The organism is Mycolicibacterium fluoranthenivorans (assembly GCF_011758805.1).
Lineage (GTDB): Bacteria > Actinomycetota > Actinomycetes > Mycobacteriales > Mycobacteriaceae > Mycobacterium > Mycobacterium fluoranthenivorans.
In genome coordinates this window covers 299,556-318,212 of sequence record NZ_JAANOW010000001.1, presented here as the reverse complement: position 1 = coordinate 318,212, position 18,657 = coordinate 299,556, and the positions used below count along the sequence as shown (strand labels likewise).

Sequence of the window (18,657 nt, the reverse complement as noted above, 5' to 3'; positions counted from 1 at the left end):
AGCCGGGTGGCACTACGCGACGCGGTACTGGCCGCCCTGCTCGACGGTGAATCGTCGGGCTACGACCTGGCCAAGTCCTTCCACGCCTCGGTGGCCAACTTCTGGACCGCCACCCCGCAACAGCTGTACCGAGAACTGGATCGGCTGGCCGCAGACGGCCTCATCGAAGCCCGGGTCGTCCAGCAGGAGCGTCGGCCCACCAAGCGGATCTTCTCGCTGACACCGGCCGGGCACGCGGCCATCATGGCGTTCACCGCCGCACCGCCGAAACCCTCGATCTTCCGCAACGAGCTGCTCATCAAAGTCAACGCTCTCGACGGCGGTGACGCCACCGCCGTCCGCGGCCTGGTGGCCGAGCAGCTCACGTGGTCGCAGACCAAACTCGAACGCTACGAACGGATGCGGGTGCGTCTGCTCGCCGGCCGGGATGAGGACGACCATCTCGCCAACGGCACGCGGATCGGCCCGTACCTGACCCTGCTGCGCGGCATCGCCTTCGAAGAGGAGAACATCCGCTGGGCGCAGCGCACGCTGTCGGTACTCGACAGGCGCGCGGCCTCAGAGCCGATACATCTCGCGTGACATCGCCGCCTCTTCGATGACGCGATCCCGCCTGGGCGGGTAGTACCGCCGCCGTCGCACCCCGGGGTCCGGCTGCCCGGACTCGGCGATCCATTCACGCGCCAGCACGTGCCACAACATCATCACCAGCCGGGTCATCACCAGCCGGCGGGCCGGCCCAGGTGTCCCGGCATGAGTTCCGGCACCGATCGATGCAGCCATGACATCTCCTCGTCGTCTCACCTGCCGGAAATCTAACATAAGAAATTGAAGTGCGCACTATGTTATTTCAGTTCACATAAGCATTGAGGAGCACTGCGGTAGGCTTCTCGGCATGTCCCGGCGCAATTACGGTCAGTTCTGCGGTCTCGCCCACGCCCTCGATGTGGTGGGCGAACGCTGGACGCTGCTGATAGTCCGGGAGCTGGCATCCGGGCCGAAGCGGTACACGCAGCTCGCGGAGGCGCTGACCGGTATCGGCACCAGCCTGCTGGCCACCCGGGTCCGGCAGCTCGAGGCCGACGGCGTCGTCACCCGCACGCTCGTCCTCGACCAGCCCACTGCGGCGGTGGCCTACGAACTCACCCCGTCGGGCATCGAGCTCGCGAAGGCCACCGTGCCGCTCGCGCTCTGGGGCGCGCGGCACCAGATGGCCGGCGTCGAGTCCGTCGAGGAGACCTTCCGCGCCGAGTGGGCGCTCGGCTTCCTGGCCGCCGCCGACGACGACGAGATACCCGCCGATTTCGCTGCGGTCTACCAGTTCCACATCGACGGCAGCAGCGCCTGTCTGCACGTCCGGGACGGCCGGCTGCGGGTCAAGGCCGGCGCCGCTCCTGCGGCCGACGTCACCGTCCGGACCACCGCCGCGACGTTCCTCGCGATCGCCGGGCGACACGTCACCTTGGGCGAGGCCATCGCCAGGGGTGATCTGGAGGTCACCGGCGACGCCGACGCGATGGCCCAGCTGACCGGTATCGTCGAGCGGCGCCTGCCGGGCGGTGCGTCCCTGCGTGCCTGACTTCCCCGGCCTGGAACTCACGGACGTTCGGGCGCGTTGGGGGAAACTGTGACTAGCGGAGATTACGACGACGAACTGCGGTCGGAACGGCAGTACGTGGACCGCCTGTATACCCGGCTGGACACCGAGCGCTCGGCGGCCAAACAACGCTACGACGCCGCGCTGCGCGGTGATATCGACGCCCAGGACGGTGCGACGCTGCTGGAACGCGATGTCGGCGTGCGGGCTCTCGCGCGGGAGATGAATCGCCTCGACGTCGCCGACAGCGGGCTGTGCTTCGGACGGCTGGACTCCGAGTCCGGCGAGCGGATGTACATCGGGCGGCTCGGCCTGTTCGATCCGGAGGACGGCTACGAGCCACTGCTGCAGGACTGGCGCGCCCCCGCATCGCGGGCGTTCTACACGGCCACCGCGGCGAACCCGGAGAGTATGCGGCTGCGGCGCCAATTCCGCACGCTCGGAAGGCGATTGGTCAGCTTCACCGACGAGGTGCTGGGCCGCCCCGACGCCGCCACCGGTGGGGACGCCGCGCTGCTGGCGGCGGTCAACGCCCCGCGCGGTGACGGGATGCGGGACATCGTCGCGACCATCCAGGCCGAACAGGACGAGATCATCCGGCTCGACCATCCCGGAGTGCTGGTGATCGAGGGTGGGCCCGGCACCGGAAAGACCGTGGTGGCCCTGCACCGGGTGGCCTATCTGCTCTACACCCGCCGGGAGCAGATCGAGCGGCACGGCGCGCTGGTCGTCGGGCCGAGCCCCGCCTTCCTGGAGCACATCGGCCGGGTGCTGCCCTCCCTCGGCGAGACCGACGTGGTGTTCACCACCACCGGCGACCTGGTGCCCGGTCTGCGGGTCACCGCCGAGGACGCCCCGGCCGTGGCGCGGATCAAGGGCTCGCTGCGCATGCTCGAGGTGCTCGCCGCGGCGGTCGCCGACCGCCAACGCCTGCCCGAGGAGCCGCTGACCATCGAGCTCTCGGATGTCACGGTGCGCATCGACGCGGAGACCGCACAGTGGGCCCGGGAAGAGGCCCGCGGCAGCGGCCATCCGCACAATCAGGCCCGCGCGGTCTTCATCGATATCGTCACCTACGTCCTGACCGAGCGGGCCATCGCCCGTATCGGCCGAGGCTGGCTGTCCCGGTCGGACAAGAACGCCTGGGAGCAGATGCGTACCGACCTGCTCGAGGACCTGGCCGAGAACACCGCGTTCCACGCCGCCATCGACGAACTATGGCCGCTACTGACTCCGGAATCCGTTCTTTCGCAGCTGTATTCGTCCAAGGAGCGGTTGCGCGCCGCGGGTGCCGACGAGGCGCTCTGGCGGGCCGACGGCCAGGCGTGGACGGTGTCGGACGTACCGCTGCTCGACGAACTGGTCGACCTGCTCGGCCGGGACAAGGCCGCCGACCGGGCCGCCGCCCGCGAACGCAAGAAGCAGGAGGCCTACGCCAAGGGCGTCCTGGACCTGATGGTCGCCCGCGAAGAACTGATGGACGATGAGGACCGGTTGCTCGCCCAGGACATCCTGGCGGCCGAGGACCTCGCCGACAGGTTCTCCGAACGCGATACCCGCGATCTCGTCGAACGCGCTGCCGCCGACCGGGATTGGACGTACCGGCATGTGGTGGTCGACGAGGCGCAGGAGCTGTCCGAGATGGACTGGCGGGTGCTCATGCGGCGCTGCCCCGCACGGTCGTTCACCATCGTCGGCGATCTGGCCCAGCGCCGCTCCGAAGCCGGTGCGCGGTCCTGGGATGCGATGCTGGCACCGTACGTCCCGGGCCGGTGGGTGTACCGCTCGCTGTCGGTGAACTACCGGACCCCCGCGGAGATCATGGCCGTCGCGGCAGCCCTGCTCGCGGAGTTCGCACCCGAGGTGACCCCGCCGGAATCGGTGCGGGCATCAGGCTTCGCGCCGTGGGCACGACAGCTCGACGCGGATGAATTACCCTCGGCGATAGCGCAGTTCGTGGCCGAGGAGGACCGCCTGCCCGGCACCTGCGTGGTGATCGGACCACCCGGCGTGCCGGGCACCGTACCCGCATCGCAGACCAAGGGCCTGGAGTACGACGCCGTCCTGGTGGTCGAACCGCAACGGATCCTGGCCGAGGGCGGTGCGCGCGGATCGGCCGACCTCTACGTCGCGCTGACCCGTGCCACCCAGCGTCTCGGCGTGCTGCACACCGGTCCGCTACCGGAGGCTCTGCGCGGGCTGTAGCCCGGTGTCGGTGTGGTCGGCCAGCACCAGGTTGTACAGCGGCGCGCCCCAGGCGTGCAGACCGTCGGTGGCCGGCGCGTAGCCGGTGTGGACGGCGATACCGGCGGCGGACATCGCGTCCTGGTCGGGGACGGCATCGCAGACCGGGTCGCCCACATCGCAGACGCTGACGGTCCGGGCGCCCATCCGCGCCGGCAGCGTCGAGGTGTCCGTCGACGCCAGGAACGAATGCTCTTGTGCGACACCTTTACCCACACCTGGCGCCAGCGCCGCCGAGCCCATGTTGATGGTGGTGTCACCGGGCAGCCGGTCGCCGTCGGCGACCAGCAGGGCGGCCACCACCTGGGGATCGTCGGCGAGGTCGTGCAGGTTGCGATGAATCACCATGGCGCCCTGCGAGTATCCCGCCAGGATCACCTTGGTCGTGGGGCACTGCGCGGTGAAGGCCGTCAGCTGATGGGCGGTGGCATCGGTACCCGCGTGCACGCTGTCCATGAAGTTCATCCACCCGCGTAGGCCACCGTCGGCCGGGACGGGGGCGGCCGGGTACTGCACGGCTTCGGCGGTGAGGGTCCGCCCACTGGCGGCCAGCGCCGAGCGCATCTGCAGATAGGACTGGTAGACCACATCGCCCATCCCGGCGTTGGCGGCGAGGGCGGCACCCTCGCGCTGGCCGGAGCCGGCGGCGCCGATCCAGTGGTAGTCCCCGCACCCGGGGGCTGCCGCGGCCGGGCCTGCGGACAGACCGATGAGACCGGGCGCGAGAAGCGCCCCCGCAACCACTGCTATCACCCGACGAATCACGAATACATGATCGTCACCAGCGGCTGCGCCGTTACGTGAGGTGTGGCACGCCGCCGGTGGCTACGGTGGCCACATGGGATCTGATGCGCTGGTCAGCTGGCTTGCCGACGCCGATCCTGCGCTGCGCTGGCAGGTCGAGCGCGACCTGATGAGAATGCCCGCCGAGGTCTGGCAGGCGACCCGGGCCCGCGTCGCGACCGAGGGCTTCGGTGCGCGACTGCTGGCGGCACAGGACCCGGACGGGCAATGGGCGGGCGGCGCGTTCTTCCCGGCCGATTTCGACACGGGCGAGCGAAGCGACGGGGAGGATGGTGCAGCGGAGCATGCGACCCACGGCCAGCCCTGGACCGCGACGACCTGGTCGCTGAACTCGTTGCGCGAATGGGGGCTCGATCCGGCGGTACTGCGCGGGCGCCGCACGGCTGAACTGCTCGCCGAGCACTGTCGTTGGGAGTATGACGAGCTGCCCTACTGGGGTGGTGAGGTGGACTGCTGCATCAACGCCTGGACCGTCGCCAACGGCGTGTGGCTCGGTGCCGACATCGACGGGATCGTCGCCTGGTTCCTCGAGCACCAACTACCCGACGGCGGGTGGAACTGCGAGTGGGAGGACGGGTCGAGGCGATCGTCGTTCCATTCGACCCTGAACTCGCTCAAGGGACTGCTCGCCTATGAGGTGGCGAAGGGACCCGACGATGCGGTGCGAACGGCGCGGTGGGCCGGGCAGGAATACCTGTTGGCGCGGGGCCTGTTCCGCCGCTTGTCGACGGGGCAGCCGGTCGCCGACTGGGTCGACGCGTTCGGCTACCCGTTCCGCTGGCGCTATGACGTGCTGCGCGCCGCCGACTACTTCCGCGAGGCCGGCACACACGACGGTGTGTCACCCGATCCGCGGATGGCCGACGCGGTGGCGCTCCTCCGCAGCGCTCGCCGGCCGGACGGCACCTGGCTGCAGGCGAGCCCGCTGCCCGGACGGGTGTGGTTCGACGTCGACGCCCCCGCCGGTGCACCCTCGAAATGGCTGACGTTCTTCGGGACCCGGGTGCTCGACTGGTGGGCCGGCCCCGAATCCCGCAGCTAATTAGTGTCTGTGAACGAAATAAGGGGTTTGCTCGGCATCCCGAACTCGACCTGAGTCCGCCCAGGTGCGCGAAGACCGATAGCATTGACCTGTCTGCGCGGTTGACGATGCCGTTACCGCGATCGTCCCACCGATGAAAATGATTCTCGGCGTGGGTAATAGAACAGAGCTATCGACCATGGGGCAATCCCGGGCAACGCCCGGGAACAAATGCCTGTCCGAAGGAGTTGCAGCGACACGTGGCCGACCCGAACCGGATGACCAGCCGGCCGCTTACCGTGCCAAGTTGCCAGCAAATTCACAGTTTCGGGCTGATCTGATGCGCCAGGGACCGCTGGCCGGACGGTATCCGGCCGTGGCCGCCATGGTCACGCTGGCGCTCATCCCCTATCTCGCGCTGTCGGCGGCACTCGACCCGCTGGTGCCGATCATCTCCGCAGATCTGCACATGACCGCGCAGCAGATGAGCCTGTCCGCGGGGCTGGGCAACGCTGCCTATGCCGTGGGCACGGTGCTCGCGGTCCAGTTCGCCCAGCACCTGCCCCAGCGCCGGATGCTGCTCGGCTACGCCGTGCTGCTCGTCGTGGGTTCGGTGCTGGCCGCCTCGGCGCAGAACGCGGGGATGTTCATCGGCGGTCACGTCCTGCAGGGACTGGCCACCAGCATGCTGCTCATCGCGGCCGCGCCGCCGCTCACCATCGGTTTCCCCCGCGACAAGCTGCGCAACACCGCCGTCATCATGAACATGTGCGTGTTCGGGGCCGTCGCACTCGGTCCGTTCGTCGGCGGTGTGCAGGCCGAATCGCAGGCCTGGCGGCCGCTGTTCTGGATCGTCGCCGCGATCGCGTTGACGGCACTCATCCTGGCCGCCCTCACCTTCGACGACGCGCCGCCCGCCGACCCGGACGCACCGCGCGACCTGTGGGCGATCGCCCTGGCCACCGCCGGCTGCACCGCGGCGTTCGTCGGCGCCGCACAACTGACCACCCACGGTTTCGGCGATATGGCCGTGACGGGCCCCATGCTCGGCGGCCTGGCGCTGATCGTCGCGCTGATCGTCTACCAGTTCCGGGCCCGCCGCCCGCTGCTGACCATCCGCACCATGCTCACCAGTTCCATCCCGGTCGCCGGCGTCGGCGTCGCCTTGTTCGCCGCGGCCGCATCGGTGGCCGCCACCGCACTGACCGCCAACGTCTTCCTGCTGAGCTTCAGCCCGGTGCAGGTGGGGCTGATCTATCTGCCCGAGCTGGGCGGCGCGGTGGTGATGGCCGTGGTGTTCGGCATCGTGATCTCCCGGCGTGCGATGCACTACCTGCCGCTGGTCGGGATGGCGCTGCTGGCCGCCGGGATCCTGGTGTTCCGGCTGTCGTTACCGGGCAATCAGCCGCTGGCCCTGCTCGGCTCGGCGCTGACCGGTCTGGCACTGGGGGCCACAGTGGCGCCGGCCTTGTTCGTCGCCGGTTTCTCGCTTCAGTCCAACAGCCTGCAGCGGGTGTTCGCCATCATCGAGTTGCTGCGCGCCGTCGCGGCGTTCATGGTGGCGCCGATCTTCGCCCACTTCGCGGCCACGGCCGCGGACGACCTGGTCACCGGCACCGGTATCGCCCTGTGGATCGGGTTCGGGCTGTCGATCGCCGGCGCTGTCTTCGGTGTCGCCGTCTACGCGCTGAGCGGAGCCCGTCCGCAGACCCCCGACCTGGACCTGTTCTTGGACGGTGAATCACCGGCCTGGTACTCGCCGCCGCTGCTGGCGCGCCTGCGCGGGCTTCCCGCACCGGCGCCGGAAGCCGAACCGGCACCGGCCGCGGCACCACCGCCACCCTCCTTCGCCACCGACTCCCCCGGCCCCGTGGTCATCGCCTACGACGGCACCGAGCGGGCCGCCGCCGCCATCACCGCAGCCGCGGCGGCGCTGCCACCCGGCCGCCAGGCCCTCGTGCTGTGCGTCTGGCAGCCCGTCGACGTCGGATTCACCCCCGCCGACGGCCGCCATCTGGAGGCCGACAAAGCCGCTGAGGTGCGCCGATCCGCCGAGCAGACCGCCGCCTATGGCGCAACGCTGGCCGCCGAGGCAGGATTTGCGGTGTGCAGTAAGGCAGTCGAGGCGTCGCCGACCTGGCACGGCATCGTCGCGACGGCCAAGGAACACCACGCAAGCCTGATCGTGCTCGGACCGCACCGTCGCAACGGATTACTGGGCCACCTGCAGGGCAGCGTCGCGGCGGCGGTCGTCGCGCACACCGATATCCCGGTGCTGATCGTCCCGCAGGCCTCGAGTCTCGTTGCGGTCGGCGACTGAACGGAGTCCCCAGATGAATCGTCGCGACATGATGTTGCTGACCGGTATCGGCGCGCTGACCGCCGCCATGCCCACACCCCTGGCGCAGGCCACCCCTGCCGCTCCCCCGCCCGCCGCGCCACCGGCCGGCGGCTATCTGTTCGCCGACGAGTTCGACGGGCCGGCCGGTTCGGCGCCCGACGCGTCGAAATGGGAAGTGGCGCTGGCCCGCGAGTCGATGGAGGATCCGACGTTCTGGGAGCTGCCCGGCAATGTCGGCCAGTACCGCGATGATCGCCGCAATGTGTTCGTCGACGGCAAGTCCAACCTGGTGTTCCGCGCCGCGAAAGACGGCAACACCTTCTACAGCGGCAAGCTGTTCGGGAAGTGGCGGGGCGGTATCGGGCACAACTGGGAAGCCCGGATCAAGCTGAACTGCCTCACCCCGGGCAGCTGGCCGGCCTGGTACCTGGCCAACAACGACCCCACCATCGGTGGGGAGGTCGACATCATGGAGTGGTACGGCAACGGCAAATGGGCCCCCGGTACCGCGGTGCACGCCAAGCTCAACGGCGGCGAGCACGTCAGCCAGACGATCAGCGTCGACAGTGCCTGGCACACGTGGCGGGTGCAGTGGGATGACGCGGGTATGCGGTTCTGGCGGGACTACACCGACGGTGCCCAGCCGTATTTCAACGTGCCCGCGCATGCGCTACCGGACTGGCAGTTCAATCAGCCTGGCTACCAACTGTTTCCAGTGCTGGATCTGGCGGTGGCCGGGTCCGGCGGTGGCGATCCGGGTGCCGGGACCTATCCGGCCGACATGCTCGTCGATTACGTGCGAGTCTGGTGACTCAGGCTTTTTCGGCTGCCGCCCGGACACGTTCGCGCATGGACGCGACCACTCCGCCGTCGTTGAGGATGTCGGTGCCGGTCAGGTAGCCCGCCCGGTCGCTGGCACAGAAGGCGAACAGTTCGGCCATTTCCTCGGCCTTGCCCCAGCGGGGCACGGCGAAGTCGGCCACCATGGCGCCGGCCCCCGCGTCCGCTTCCAGCTTCCCCATCTCGGTGTCCACCGACCCCGGGGACACCGAGACGATCCGCAGGCCGCGGGTGTTGAAACGCTCGGCCTGCGATGACGTGTACCACTTCACGAAGCCCTTGCTCACCGCGTAGGACATCCCGGAGCGGGCCTCCTCCGGGGCGATCGCGTACGCCGCGCGCATCGCGTCGGCGAAGGCGGGAGCGTCGGTCAGCGCCAGGGGGAACTGCGCTGCCGGAATGAGTTCCTCGGGCATCAGGTAGGCCGCCATCGACGCGACATTGACGATCACCGAGCCCTCACCCGCGATGGCGAAGAAGGCCTCGTTGACGTTGACGGTGCCCAGGGCGTTGGTCCGCATCACGTAGTCGGCGTCGCCCATGCTGGGGCTCACACCCGCGGTGTGGATCACCGAGGCAATCCCACCCAGCCTCGCCGCGGTCTCGAACAACGCCCCCACCGCCGCCGGGTCGGTGACATCGCAGTGCACCGCGGTGGCCGGCACGCCGAGACCGGACAGTTCGGCAATCGCGGTATCGAGCCGGTCTGCCCTGTTGTCGGCCAGCACCACGGTGTGGTCCCGCCCGACGATCTTGGCCGTGGCCCGTCCCATACCGCCCGCGCCACCTGTGATCACCGACACTCCACTCATAGTTAGACCGTATACGTAATTCGCGGGCACGTGTAGACCTCATCGGGGGACGACCACGGGTTCTCAAGGGCTCGGCCGAGTGCCACCCGGGGGCAGGCTGATACCAGGTACACACCTCTGACAAGGAGAACAATCATGAGGATCACGGTGTTCGGGGCGTCCGGGCTCATCGGTTCACAGGTCGTCGAACTGCTCACCGCGGCCGGCCATGACGTGGTGGGCGCATCGTTGCGGACCGGCGCCAACGTGCTGACCGGCGAGGGCCTCGCCGAAGCGTGCCACGGTGCCGACGTCCTCATCGACGTCACCAACTCGCCGTCCTTCGAGGACGAGCCCGTACTGGCGTTCTTCACCGCCTCGTCGACGAATCTGGTTCAGGCGGCCCGAGCCGCCGGCGTCGGGCATTACGTGGCGCTGTCCATCGTGGGCACCGATGGCCTGCCCGACAGCGGCTACCTGCGGGCGAAGGTGGCTCAGGAGCGGATCATCACCGACTCCGGCCTACCGCACACCGTCGTGCGGGCGACGCAATTCCACGAATTCGGCGGCGCGATCACCGATTCCCTGCGTTCCGGTGATGTGATCCATGCTCCGGACGCCCGGATCCAGCCGATCGCGTCGGCCGAGGTCGCCGCCGAACTGGCCCGGGTGGCCCAACAGCCGCCGGTCAACGGCATCGTCAACATCGGTGGGCCGGAGAAGATCGGCTTCGCCGACCTGGTCCGCGCGGTGCTGGCGCAGCGCGGTGAGGACACCCCGGTGGTCATCGATCCGGCGGCGACGTACTTCGGCACGGTCGTCGACGAGGACAGCCTGGTGACCGGGCCTGCAGCGGTGCTCGCCCAGACCCGGTTCACCGATTGGCTGGCCACCCAGTAGCGGTCAGGCCGGGTTTCCGTCCCCCAGCCGCTGCCGCAGGGTCGCCGCGCGGATCGTGAGATGGTGGCGTCCGGCGACGTTGTCCGCCTCGGCCGCCGCGTGCGCGTAAAGATCTGCCGCCGTTGCGTTTTCGCCCGCCCGCTCGTGCAGGTGCGCCGCCGCGGCGGTGTAACGGGGCAGCGCGGGATCCAGCTCGACCAGGGCGGCCAGCCCGGCGTGCGGCCCGTCGGCCTCACCTCACGGCCGGAACACCACCGTGATGCAGAACGGGTGTCCCGCCGGGTCGATCAGTACCCGCCACTTCTCCGGGTTGGGCTGGATCTCGGCCTTGGTGGCCCCCAACGCCAGGATTCGGGTCTCCTCCACGTCGAGGTTGGCGACCGCCAGGTCCAGGTGCAGCTGCTTGGGCATCTGCCCGCCGGGCCAGGTCGGCGGCCGATGGTCCTCGACACGCTCGAAGCTCAACAGGAACCCCGACCCCTCCAGCGCGACGACGTCCGCGGTGGACAGCACCACTTTGAGCCCCAGCACCTCCCGATAGAAATCACCGAGTGCCGCCGGGTCCGGGCAGTCCACCGCCACCGCGCCCAACCGAATGCTCACGACCATCCCCCGTCAGTACGTCAGACCGGGCGCGCACCTGCACGCCCGGTTACCTGACAACAACCTGACAGTAATTGCTCTTCCGGGCCCGCTAACCGCGGTACTTCGCCACCGAGTCGGCGTAGTCGTCGAGCAGGCGCAGCGCCTCATCGCGCGGCAGGCTCGGCAGCAACAGGTTCAGTTGCCCGAAGCCGAGGCGCTCCAAGGCGGACCAGTACTCGGGGTTCAGCGGGATGCCGAACGTGCTCAGCGGCACATCGTGACCGGCGCCGTCGCGCAGCTGCTCGATGCGTCGGGTCAGTCGCTCCACGGGGAGCGGATTGGAGATCCAACCCGCACCGTGCCGGATGACGCGCTTGACGGTGGCATCCGAGTCGCCACCGATGAGGATCGGCGGGTGCGGCGTCTGTACCGGTTTGGGCCGCAGGTAGGACGCGTCGAAGTCCACGTACTTGCCGTGGTATTCGGCGGGCTCAGTGGTCCAGAGCGCCTTGATCGCTTCGATCCGCTCGTCCAGCAGCGCGCCGCGCGTCTTCGGGTCGGTGCCGTGATGGCGTAACTCCTCCAGATTCCACCCGGCGCCGACGCCGAACACGAAGCGGCCGTGGGAGATCAGGTCGATGCTGGCGGCTTCTTTGGCGGCGATGATCGGGTCGCGCTGGATGAGCAGCGCGATACCGGTGACCAGCTGGATGCGGGAGGTGACAGCCGCGGCCGCCGCGAGCGTGACGAACGGGTCCAGGGTCCGGTAGTAGATGGCGGGTAGCTCGCCGCCCAACGGGTACGCCGATTCCCGGCTGGCCGGGATATGCGTGTGTTCGGCGATGGCCAGCGCGTCGAAATCCCGTTCCTCGATGGCCTGGGCCAGCGTGACGGTGTCGATGGTGTCATCGGTCACGAAGGTCGAGATTCCGAACTTCATCGATCAGCGACCGTTACCGAAGGTCGCTGTCACCTGACCGGTGGTGGCACGCTGCTGGTTGTCGTGCACCCACTCGTGATGGGCGATATCGGCCTGCGCGGGCGCAGCCAGTCCGACGACGGCGGCGGCGAACGCGGTGGCGATGACTCCGGTGAATCCAAACTTCTTCATTTCCAATCCCTTTCGTGGGATGCTCGGGTTGCTTCTGGCGTGGATAACGCCCGGCCCGGCCCGGTAATTCCGATGGCAGCAATTGACCGTCGAGTGGCAGTCGCCCTACGTATCCTCAGCGGCATGCACCTGATCGCGCTGGAAGAGCATTTCGCCTGGGATCCCGTCAGCGACGGCAACGAGGTGGCGGGCTGGTTGCGCACACACAATCAGCTCGGCTACGACCGGCTCTACGATCGCGGGCCGTTACGGCTTGAGCAGATGGACGCCGCCGGCATCGACTTCCAGATCCTGTCTCTGTTCGATCCCGGCGTACAGGAGTACACCGACACCGCGCTGGCGGTGGACTACGCGCGCCGGGCCAACGACAATGTGGCCGAGACGGTACGGCAGTACCCCCATCGATTCGGCGCCTTCGCGACGCTGGCCACCCAGAATCCGGATGCCGCAGCCGTCGAGTTGCGCCGCGCAGTCACCGACCTCGGCTTCGCCGGTGCGCTGATCAACGGTCACACCCACGGGCGGTATCTCGACGATCCCGCGTATGAGCCACTGTTCGACGCGGCCGAGAGCTTGGGCGTGCCCATCTACCTGCACCCGACCACACCGCACCCGGCGGTCATGGCCGCCTGGTTCGCCCCGTACACCGATCAGGGTCTGCACCTCGCATCCTGGGGTTTCGCGGTCGAAGCCGGTACGCATGCACTCCGGCTGATTTACTCCGGGCTGTTCGACCGGCATCCGAAACTCCAGATGATCCTGGGCCACCTCGGAGAGATGTTGCCGTTCACCGCCTTCCGCACCGACCGCTACTACGGACTGGGCGGATCAGGCGGCGATCTGGCCAAGCTCCCGTCGCAGTATCTGCGGGACAACTTCTACGTCACCACGAGCGGAAACTTCTCCCCGCCCGCCATGGCCTGCACACTGTCGGTGCTCGGCGCCGATCGGGTGATGTTCTCGGTGGACTATCCGATGGATGACAACGTCGCCGGCGCCGAATTCCTGGCCTCGTATCCGATGAGTGAGGCCGACCGCCGCAAGGTCGGCTACCAGAACGCGCTGCGACTGTTCGGCGACCGGATACCGGATCCGTCCCGGTGATGCGAGGCCATCGGCCGTTCACCCGCGCGAGTTGCCCAGCCTGGTGAGGAGTCGCCGCAGGCTGGTGGCCAGTGAGCTGGGCACGTGGTCGGGATCCATCAGCTCGTTCTCCGCGAGCGGGCTGCCTTCGCCGACAACCGTATCCGCGGTGAACCGGCGCAGCGTCCTGCCCTCGCCGATCAGTGCCTCGGTGGCCTCCAGGAAGGTCGCGCCGTCCTGCAGTGCTGCGTCGAAGTCGCCGGCGGCGACACCCAGATGTTCGCTGATCAGTCGGTTCCGGAAAGCGGTGATCGTCTGCCGGAGGGAGTCATCTGCCGGACCCGACTCGATGGCCACATCGCACTCACTGTCGAAGCCCATCGACCGGTTGTTCAGGTTGGACGAGCCGATGCGCAGCAACCTGTCATCGACGACCAGGATCTTGGAGTGGACATAGATCGGCGCGCCGGCGTCGGTCACCGGCCAATAGACGCCCAGCCGGTGCTGGTTGTCGGCAGCCCAGAGCTCTTCGAGCAGCAGCTTGCGCGCGCTGTCCATCGATTCCTGCTCCAACCGGCTCTCGGACCGGCGGGGCAGCACGATGACGATCTCCGGCCCGTCGGGATCCCGTAGCCGATCGGCGAGCGCATCGGCGAGACGCCGGGAAGCCAGGTACTGATTCTCCAGATAGACGGTCCGCCGGGACGCCGCGATGGCCGCCAGGTTCAGTGCCTCCACCTCGCGTACCTCGTCGCGGTCCGGGAGGTCCGGGATGGTCCGCGCGATACCCACGCCGACATCGGTCGCGTCGGGTTCCAGACCGCGCGGCCACGCCTGGTTCGTCACCTCCAGCCGGTCCAGGGACTGACCGGTGGCCGCCTCCCATCGGTCCCGGGCAAGGTCACCCAGCCCGCTCGCGGCCGCACCGTCGACCGCCGCGGCGATCTCGTGCCGGGGGCCGTAGTCCCGGCGGAACACGCTGTCATCCAAGTGTTCTGAGGTGTCCCAGCGTCCCAGTGTGAGGTCGATACCGCCACAGAAAGCCAGCACGTCGTCGATGACCACGACCTTCTGGTGGTGGACCGCACCGGTCGGATGCCGGCCGTCCACCGCGAATCGGATTCGCCTGCCGCTGAGCCGATTCAGTACCGTCACCGGCGTCAGCCCGTACCAGAGATCGTCGAACACCGGGAGCAGCCGCAGATTGGACTTCAGGACGTGGATCTCCAGGTCGGGCCGCTTCCACATCAGCCAGTAGAGCAGAGCCCCCAACTGATTGGGCCCGGGCAGCGTGGTCTCGCCCTGCTCCATGGTGGTCCTGCCGTCGAAATCCCAGCCGATCAGCATGATCCGATGGCGGGCACGCAGCATCGCGGCCTTGACGTGCCGTAAGTAGTCCGCGCCGTCGACGATGAAGGCGACCTTGCCGGCGTGTTCCACCCGCCAGCACGTCCGGCCCGGCTGGAGCACCAAATCGCCAGACACAGCCGCTGTCTACCACACCGACGCAGCTGGCGCTGGTCTGTGGCAGCGCCTACCCGGCGGCGCCGAGCTGCTTCTCGAAAGCGTGCACGCCGACCTGCTCGGCGGGCAACGCCCGGTCGTACAGCGCGGTGTATCCGGTCGACAGATACAGCGCCACCGCCTCGGGCTGGCGGGGGCCGGTGGTCAGGTACACCCGGCGATAGCCGCGTTCCCGCGCAATGCGCTCCAGCTCGGCCACCACGAGTTTGCCGTAACCGCGACCACGGTGCTCCGACGATGTCCAGATCCGTTTCAGCTCGGCCGTCGAGGCGTCCAGGCGGCGAAAAGCGCCCCCTGCCACCGGTATTCCGCCGGATAACCCCACCACGAGCACGCCGCCCGGCGGCGCGAACTGCTCGGCCGGATAGCTGCGCATATCGGCGTATTCGGTACCGCTCAGATCGCCGTAGCGCGCGCGGTACTCCAGGCCGAGCTCCGCCAACAGGGGTTCCGCCAGCGGGTCGTCCTGCCGCACCATCACGAACTCGACCGTCCCCGCGCACATCCAGGACACGCTACAAGCCGCTCACCGGCCGTTGCCGAAGGTCGACGTCACCTGGCCGGTGCTCGCGTGCTGCTGGATTTCGTGCACCCAGTCGTGGTGGGTGATATCGGCCTGAGCCGGCGCGGCCAACCCGACGAGGGCGGCGGCGAATCCGGTGGCGATGACGCTGGCAAATCCGAACTTCTTCATTTTCATCAGTCCTTCTGCTTGGGGTCCGCTTACCGGTTCGGGGTTCTCCTGGCCGGTCTGACTCTCATAACACGCAGGTCAGTACGGTTAATTCCGTTGGCAGAAATTGGCGCACGGTTGGCAGGATGTGGTACCGGGACGTCGCCGCCAGTCATCTGTCGAGCGCACGTCGGCTAAACACCGTGCAGGTGCACGGAGATACCGGAAGGGCACGGTTCGCTTCGCGGGAATTATCCGAACCGTGATCGACGTTTACCTCAATTGTCACACGGGTATCTCTGGCAACAGCGCCGGGGCGCCGGCGCACCCGTCCACAGAGAAAGAGCCGAATGGGTCATCATCATGAACACCGTCCTCTACTTCAGCGCCACCGGCGCCGTATATGAAACCCGCGCCTACACCCAGGCCGATATCACCCAGCTCATCCACGACCAAGGGCTGCAGTGCCTGACCAGCGCTGACCGCCAGTTCGACTTCTGGTTCAGCCCGACTTCCCGGCGGTGCCAGCGCCGCGTCAATCGCCGGGCCTCCGAACTACTCTTGGCGACCACGTCTTTCACCGCGAAAACGGTTCCGCTGCTGCGTGGCAGCATCGTCGTGGCCACCCATGACGCCGACGGCGACCTGGACGGTCTCAGCTGGGAACAGCTGGATCTGCTGGCCCGCCAGAACCGCACCGTGACCCCCAGGGACGAGCGGATTCTCAACCGGCGGATCATGCGCGACCAGCGCCGCGTCACCCAAGCCGTCCCGGCCTTCCACGCGCCCGCACCGCGAAGCGCGAGCCCGGTCAGATGACCACTCGGTTGCCGGGCGGGAACTCATCGGCCGCGCTCAGCTGACTCATATCGCATTCCCATCCCACTGAGATGTGCTGGCCCTGCGACGCACGTGTCATCGCCGGCCGACACGGGTACGCCGACCACGGTCACCACCAGTGCACAGGAGGAACGCAGTGATGTCCGTGAGCACGTCACCACGGGCCGCCGACCCGGTACCGCCCGTCGACGCCGCGAACCACCGCCAGCGCAATCTCACCTTTCTGGCGGTGGTGCTCGGCATGCTGCTGGCCGCCCTGGACCAGACCATCGTCGCGACGGCGCTCCCGACCGTCGTCGCGGATCTCGGTGGCGCCGGCCACCAGGCCTGGGTGGTCACCAGTTATCTGCTCGCGTCGACGATCGTCACCGCGGTGGTCGGCAAGCTCGGCGACATCTTCGGCCGCAAGAAGGTGTTCCAACTGGCGGTCCTGCTGTTCCTGGCGGGTTCGATCCTGTGCGGCCTGGCCCAGTCGATGGAGATGCTGGTCGCGTCGCGAGCTCTGCAGGGACTCGGGGGTGGCGCCATCACCGTGACGGCGGTCGCGGTGATCGGCGAGGTGATCCCGCTCCGGGAACGCGGCCGCTACCAGGGGGCACTCGGCGCGGTCTTCGGCGTCACCACCGTCATCGGCCCGTTGCTCGGCGGACTGTTCACCGACCACCTCACCTGGCGATGGGCGTTCTGGGTGAATGTGCCGGTGGCCGTCGTGGTGATCGCGATCGCGGCCGTGGCCATCCCGGAGTTGACCCGCACCGCGCGGCCGGTCCTCGACTATGCGGGCATCGTGCTCATCGGCCTCGGCGCCGCCGGGCTGACCCTGGCCACCAGTTGGGGCGGCACCACCTACGCCTGGGGCTCGCCGACCATCCTTGCGCTCTTCGTCGGGTCCGCCACGGCGCTCATCGCCTTCATCGCCGCCGAGCGGCGCGCCGTCGAACCGATCCTGCCCATCCGGTTGTTCGCCAACCCCGTCTTCACCGTCTGTTGTGTGTTGTCGTTCGTCGTGGGCTTCGCGATGCTCGGCGCGTTGACCTTCCTGCCGACCTATATGCAGTTCGTCGACGGCGTCTCGGCCACCGCCTCCGGGTTACGCACCCTGCCCATGGTGGCGGGACTGCTGGTGACATCCCTGGGCAGCGGTGTGATCGTCGGCCGTACCGGGCGCTACAAGATCTTCCCCATCGCGGGCACCGCCATCATGGCACTCGGCTTCGTGCTGCTCTCCCAGATGGATGCCGGTACCTCCACCCTGGTTCAGTCGCTGTACCTGCTGGTGCTGGGTACCGGGATCGGCCTGAGCATGCAGGTGCTGGTCCTGGTCGTGCAAAACACCGTCGACTTCACCGACCTCGGCGTCGCGACCTCCGGGGTCACGTTCTTCCGCACGATCGGCAGCTCATTCGGGGCCGCCATCTTCGGATCGATGTTCTCGAACTTCCTCGACGACCGCCTTCCCGCGGCGATGGCCCGAAGCGGCGCCCCGGCCCAGGCGGCCACCTCACCGCAGGTATTGCACCAGCTGTCCCACGACGTGGCCGCCCCCATCATCGACGCCTACGCCGACTCGCTCAGCCGGGTGTTCCTGTTCGCGGCACCGGTCGCCGTCCTCGGTTTCATCCTGGCGTGGTTCCTCAAGCAGGTTCCGCTGCGCGACACCGCCGCGAGCGGCAGCACCGATATGGGCGAGGGCTTCGGCATGCCGACCACCGAATCTCCGGAGAAGCTGCTCGAAGTCGCGATCGGGCGGCTGCTGCAACGCAGCCACGGCGTCGATCTGGAGGCGCTCGCACGGTCCCCGCGCAGCCGGGTGGATACCGCGGCCCTGTGGGCGCTGATGCAGATCTACCGGCACGCGTCGGTCACCGGGACCGCGGATATCGTCGACATCGCCGAGGAGCGCCGGGTGCCGCGCCAGATCCTGGAGCCCACCTTCGACCGGCTGGTCGCCACCCGGTACGCGACGCGGGTCGCCGACCAGTTCTCACTGACACCCGCCGGCGCCGCCGAGATCAACAAGGCCCGCGACCTCATCTCCAGCTGGATAACCGAATCACTGTCGCAGTCAGAGGATTTCAGCGCCGGTCTCGGCGGTCGGGCGGATCGCATGCAGGTGCAGGGCGCCCTCGACCGGATCGCGCGCGGCGTGCTGCTGGAACGGATCGCGGAGCGCGAGGAACCCCGGCCGCTGAAACTGGGGGCGCCGGCAGGCGAGCCGCCGACCCAGCCGTTCCGGTTCAATCGATCACCGTAGGAAGACACCCCGCGGTTTTCCGCGCCGCCGGAGTGGGTACATGGATCGC

Annotated in this window: 19 protein-coding genes and 1 pseudogene; 10 read left to right on the top strand and 10 right to left on the bottom strand. The window is 68.4% G+C overall.

Features of this window, described 5'->3' with window-relative positions; genetic code table 11:
• Positions 1 to 6: 6 nt before the first annotated feature.
• Positions 7 to 582 carry a PadR family transcriptional regulator gene (locus tag FHU31_RS01600; RefSeq protein WP_167155058.1) on the top strand — a complete coding sequence of 192 codons (576 nt, stop codon included), beginning with the start codon at positions 7 to 9 and terminating at the stop codon, positions 580 to 582.
• Here the strand turns inward: FHU31_RS01600 and FHU31_RS01595 are convergent.
• A complete protein-coding gene (locus FHU31_RS01595) occupies positions 559 to 783 on the bottom strand; it encodes a hypothetical protein (protein ID WP_167155054.1) in 225 nt (74 codons plus the stop codon). The genes FHU31_RS01600 and FHU31_RS01595 overlap by 24 nt on opposite strands.
• Positions 784 to 895: 112 nt before the next feature.
• Here FHU31_RS01595 and FHU31_RS01590 point away from each other — a divergent pair, with 112 nt between their 5' ends.
• A complete protein-coding gene (locus tag FHU31_RS01590) occupies positions 896 to 1,579 on the top strand; it encodes an HxlR-like winged helix-turn-helix transcriptional regulator (RefSeq protein WP_167155051.1) in 684 nt (227 codons plus the stop codon).
• A 48-nt stretch (positions 1,580 to 1,627) separates the two neighbouring features.
• Positions 1,628 to 3,802 (top strand): RNA polymerase recycling motor ATPase HelR, encoded by a 2,175-nt coding sequence (gene helR, locus FHU31_RS01585; protein ID WP_167155048.1) that lies wholly within the window; start codon positions 1,628 to 1,630, stop codon positions 3,800 to 3,802.
• Here helR and FHU31_RS01580 read toward each other — a convergent pair.
• Positions 3,776 to 4,594, bottom strand: a complete 819-nt coding sequence (locus tag FHU31_RS01580; protein ID WP_167155046.1) for a cutinase family protein — start codon at positions 4,592 to 4,594, stop codon at positions 3,776 to 3,778. The genes helR and FHU31_RS01580 overlap by 27 nt on opposite strands.
• A gap of 85 nt (positions 4,595 to 4,679) precedes the next feature.
• On the opposite strand from FHU31_RS01580, the gene FHU31_RS01575 reads away from it, so the two are divergent.
• The 3 genes from FHU31_RS01575 (at position 4,680) to FHU31_RS01565 (ending at position 8,818) form a co-directional block, all read left to right on the top strand.
• Positions 4,680 to 5,687 (top strand): prenyltransferase/squalene oxidase repeat-containing protein, encoded by a 1,008-nt coding sequence (locus tag FHU31_RS01575; RefSeq protein ID WP_167155043.1) that lies wholly within the window; start codon positions 4,680 to 4,682, stop codon positions 5,685 to 5,687.
• 319 nt (positions 5,688 to 6,006) lie between these two features.
• A complete protein-coding gene (locus FHU31_RS01570) occupies positions 6,007 to 7,986 on the top strand; it encodes a universal stress protein (protein ID WP_167155040.1) in 1,980 nt (659 codons plus the stop codon).
• A gap of 13 nt (positions 7,987 to 7,999) precedes the next feature.
• Positions 8,000 to 8,818: a glycoside hydrolase family 16 protein gene (locus FHU31_RS01565; protein WP_234901118.1), complete on the top strand. Its 819-nt coding sequence runs from the start codon at positions 8,000 to 8,002 to the stop codon at positions 8,816 to 8,818.
• Between the two features lies 1 nt (position 8,819).
• Here the strand turns inward: FHU31_RS01565 and FHU31_RS01560 are convergent, their stop codons facing one another.
• Entirely contained in the window at positions 8,820 to 9,659 is an 840-nt protein-coding gene (locus FHU31_RS01560) for an SDR family oxidoreductase (RefSeq protein ID WP_167155037.1), read from the bottom strand.
• A gap of 135 nt (positions 9,660 to 9,794) precedes the next feature.
• Between FHU31_RS01560 and FHU31_RS01555 the strand changes: the two genes are divergently transcribed.
• Positions 9,795 to 10,538 (top strand): SDR family oxidoreductase, encoded by a 744-nt coding sequence (locus tag FHU31_RS01555; protein ID WP_167155034.1) that lies wholly within the window; start codon positions 9,795 to 9,797, stop codon positions 10,536 to 10,538.
• Positions 10,539 to 10,541: 3 nt separating this feature from the next.
• Here the strand turns inward: FHU31_RS01555 and FHU31_RS31375 are convergent.
• From FHU31_RS31375 to FHU31_RS01535, 4 genes and pseudogenes are all read right to left on the bottom strand, one after another.
• Positions 10,542 to 10,775 (bottom strand): annotated as a pseudogene (locus tag FHU31_RS31375) (RNA polymerase subunit sigma-24); the annotation flags it as partial.
• Positions 10,776 to 11,147: a VOC family protein gene (locus FHU31_RS01545; RefSeq protein ID WP_167155031.1), complete on the bottom strand. Its 372-nt coding sequence runs from the start codon at positions 11,145 to 11,147 to the stop codon at positions 10,776 to 10,778.
• 85 nt (positions 11,148 to 11,232) lie between these two features.
• A complete protein-coding gene (locus tag FHU31_RS01540; protein ID WP_167155027.1) occupies positions 11,233 to 12,063 on the bottom strand; it encodes an LLM class F420-dependent oxidoreductase in 831 nt (276 codons plus the stop codon).
• Between the two features lie 3 nt (positions 12,064 to 12,066).
• The gene (locus FHU31_RS01535; RefSeq protein ID WP_167155024.1) at positions 12,067 to 12,234 is read right to left on the bottom strand and encodes a hypothetical protein; all 168 of its coding nucleotides are present in this window, start codon (positions 12,232 to 12,234) and stop codon (positions 12,067 to 12,069) included.
• 123 nt (positions 12,235 to 12,357) lie between these two features.
• Between FHU31_RS01535 and FHU31_RS01530 the strand changes: the two genes are divergently transcribed.
• Entirely contained in the window at positions 12,358 to 13,338 is a 981-nt protein-coding gene (locus tag FHU31_RS01530) for an amidohydrolase family protein (RefSeq protein ID WP_167155021.1), read from the top strand.
• A gap of 18 nt (positions 13,339 to 13,356) precedes the next feature.
• Here FHU31_RS01530 and FHU31_RS01525 read toward each other — a convergent pair whose 3' ends face one another.
• The 3 genes from FHU31_RS01525 to FHU31_RS01515 are packed head-to-tail and all read right to left on the bottom strand — an operon-like array spanning position 13,357 to position 15,541.
• A complete protein-coding gene (locus FHU31_RS01525; protein ID WP_167155018.1) occupies positions 13,357 to 14,802 on the bottom strand; it encodes a phospholipase D-like domain-containing protein in 1,446 nt (481 codons plus the stop codon).
• A gap of 49 nt (positions 14,803 to 14,851) precedes the next feature.
• On the bottom strand, positions 14,852 to 15,346 hold the full coding sequence (locus FHU31_RS01520) for a GNAT family N-acetyltransferase (RefSeq protein WP_167155015.1): 495 nt from the start codon (positions 15,344 to 15,346) through the stop codon (positions 14,852 to 14,854).
• Between the two features lie 21 nt (positions 15,347 to 15,367).
• Complete coding sequence (locus FHU31_RS01515) at positions 15,368 to 15,541, bottom strand: hypothetical protein (RefSeq protein ID WP_167154288.1); 174 nt, start codon at positions 15,539 to 15,541, stop codon at positions 15,368 to 15,370.
• 336 nt (positions 15,542 to 15,877) lie between these two features.
• Between FHU31_RS01515 and FHU31_RS01510 the strand changes: the two genes are divergently transcribed.
• Positions 15,878 to 16,333, top strand: coding sequence for a hypothetical protein (locus FHU31_RS01510; protein WP_167155012.1), 456 nt, complete (start codon positions 15,878 to 15,880; stop codon positions 16,331 to 16,333).
• Positions 16,334 to 16,493: 160 nt separating this feature from the next.
• On the top strand, positions 16,494 to 18,608 hold the full coding sequence (locus FHU31_RS01505; protein WP_167155009.1) for an MDR family MFS transporter: 2,115 nt from the start codon (positions 16,494 to 16,496) through the stop codon (positions 18,606 to 18,608).
• The last annotated feature ends 49 nt before the right edge of the window (positions 18,609 to 18,657 follow it).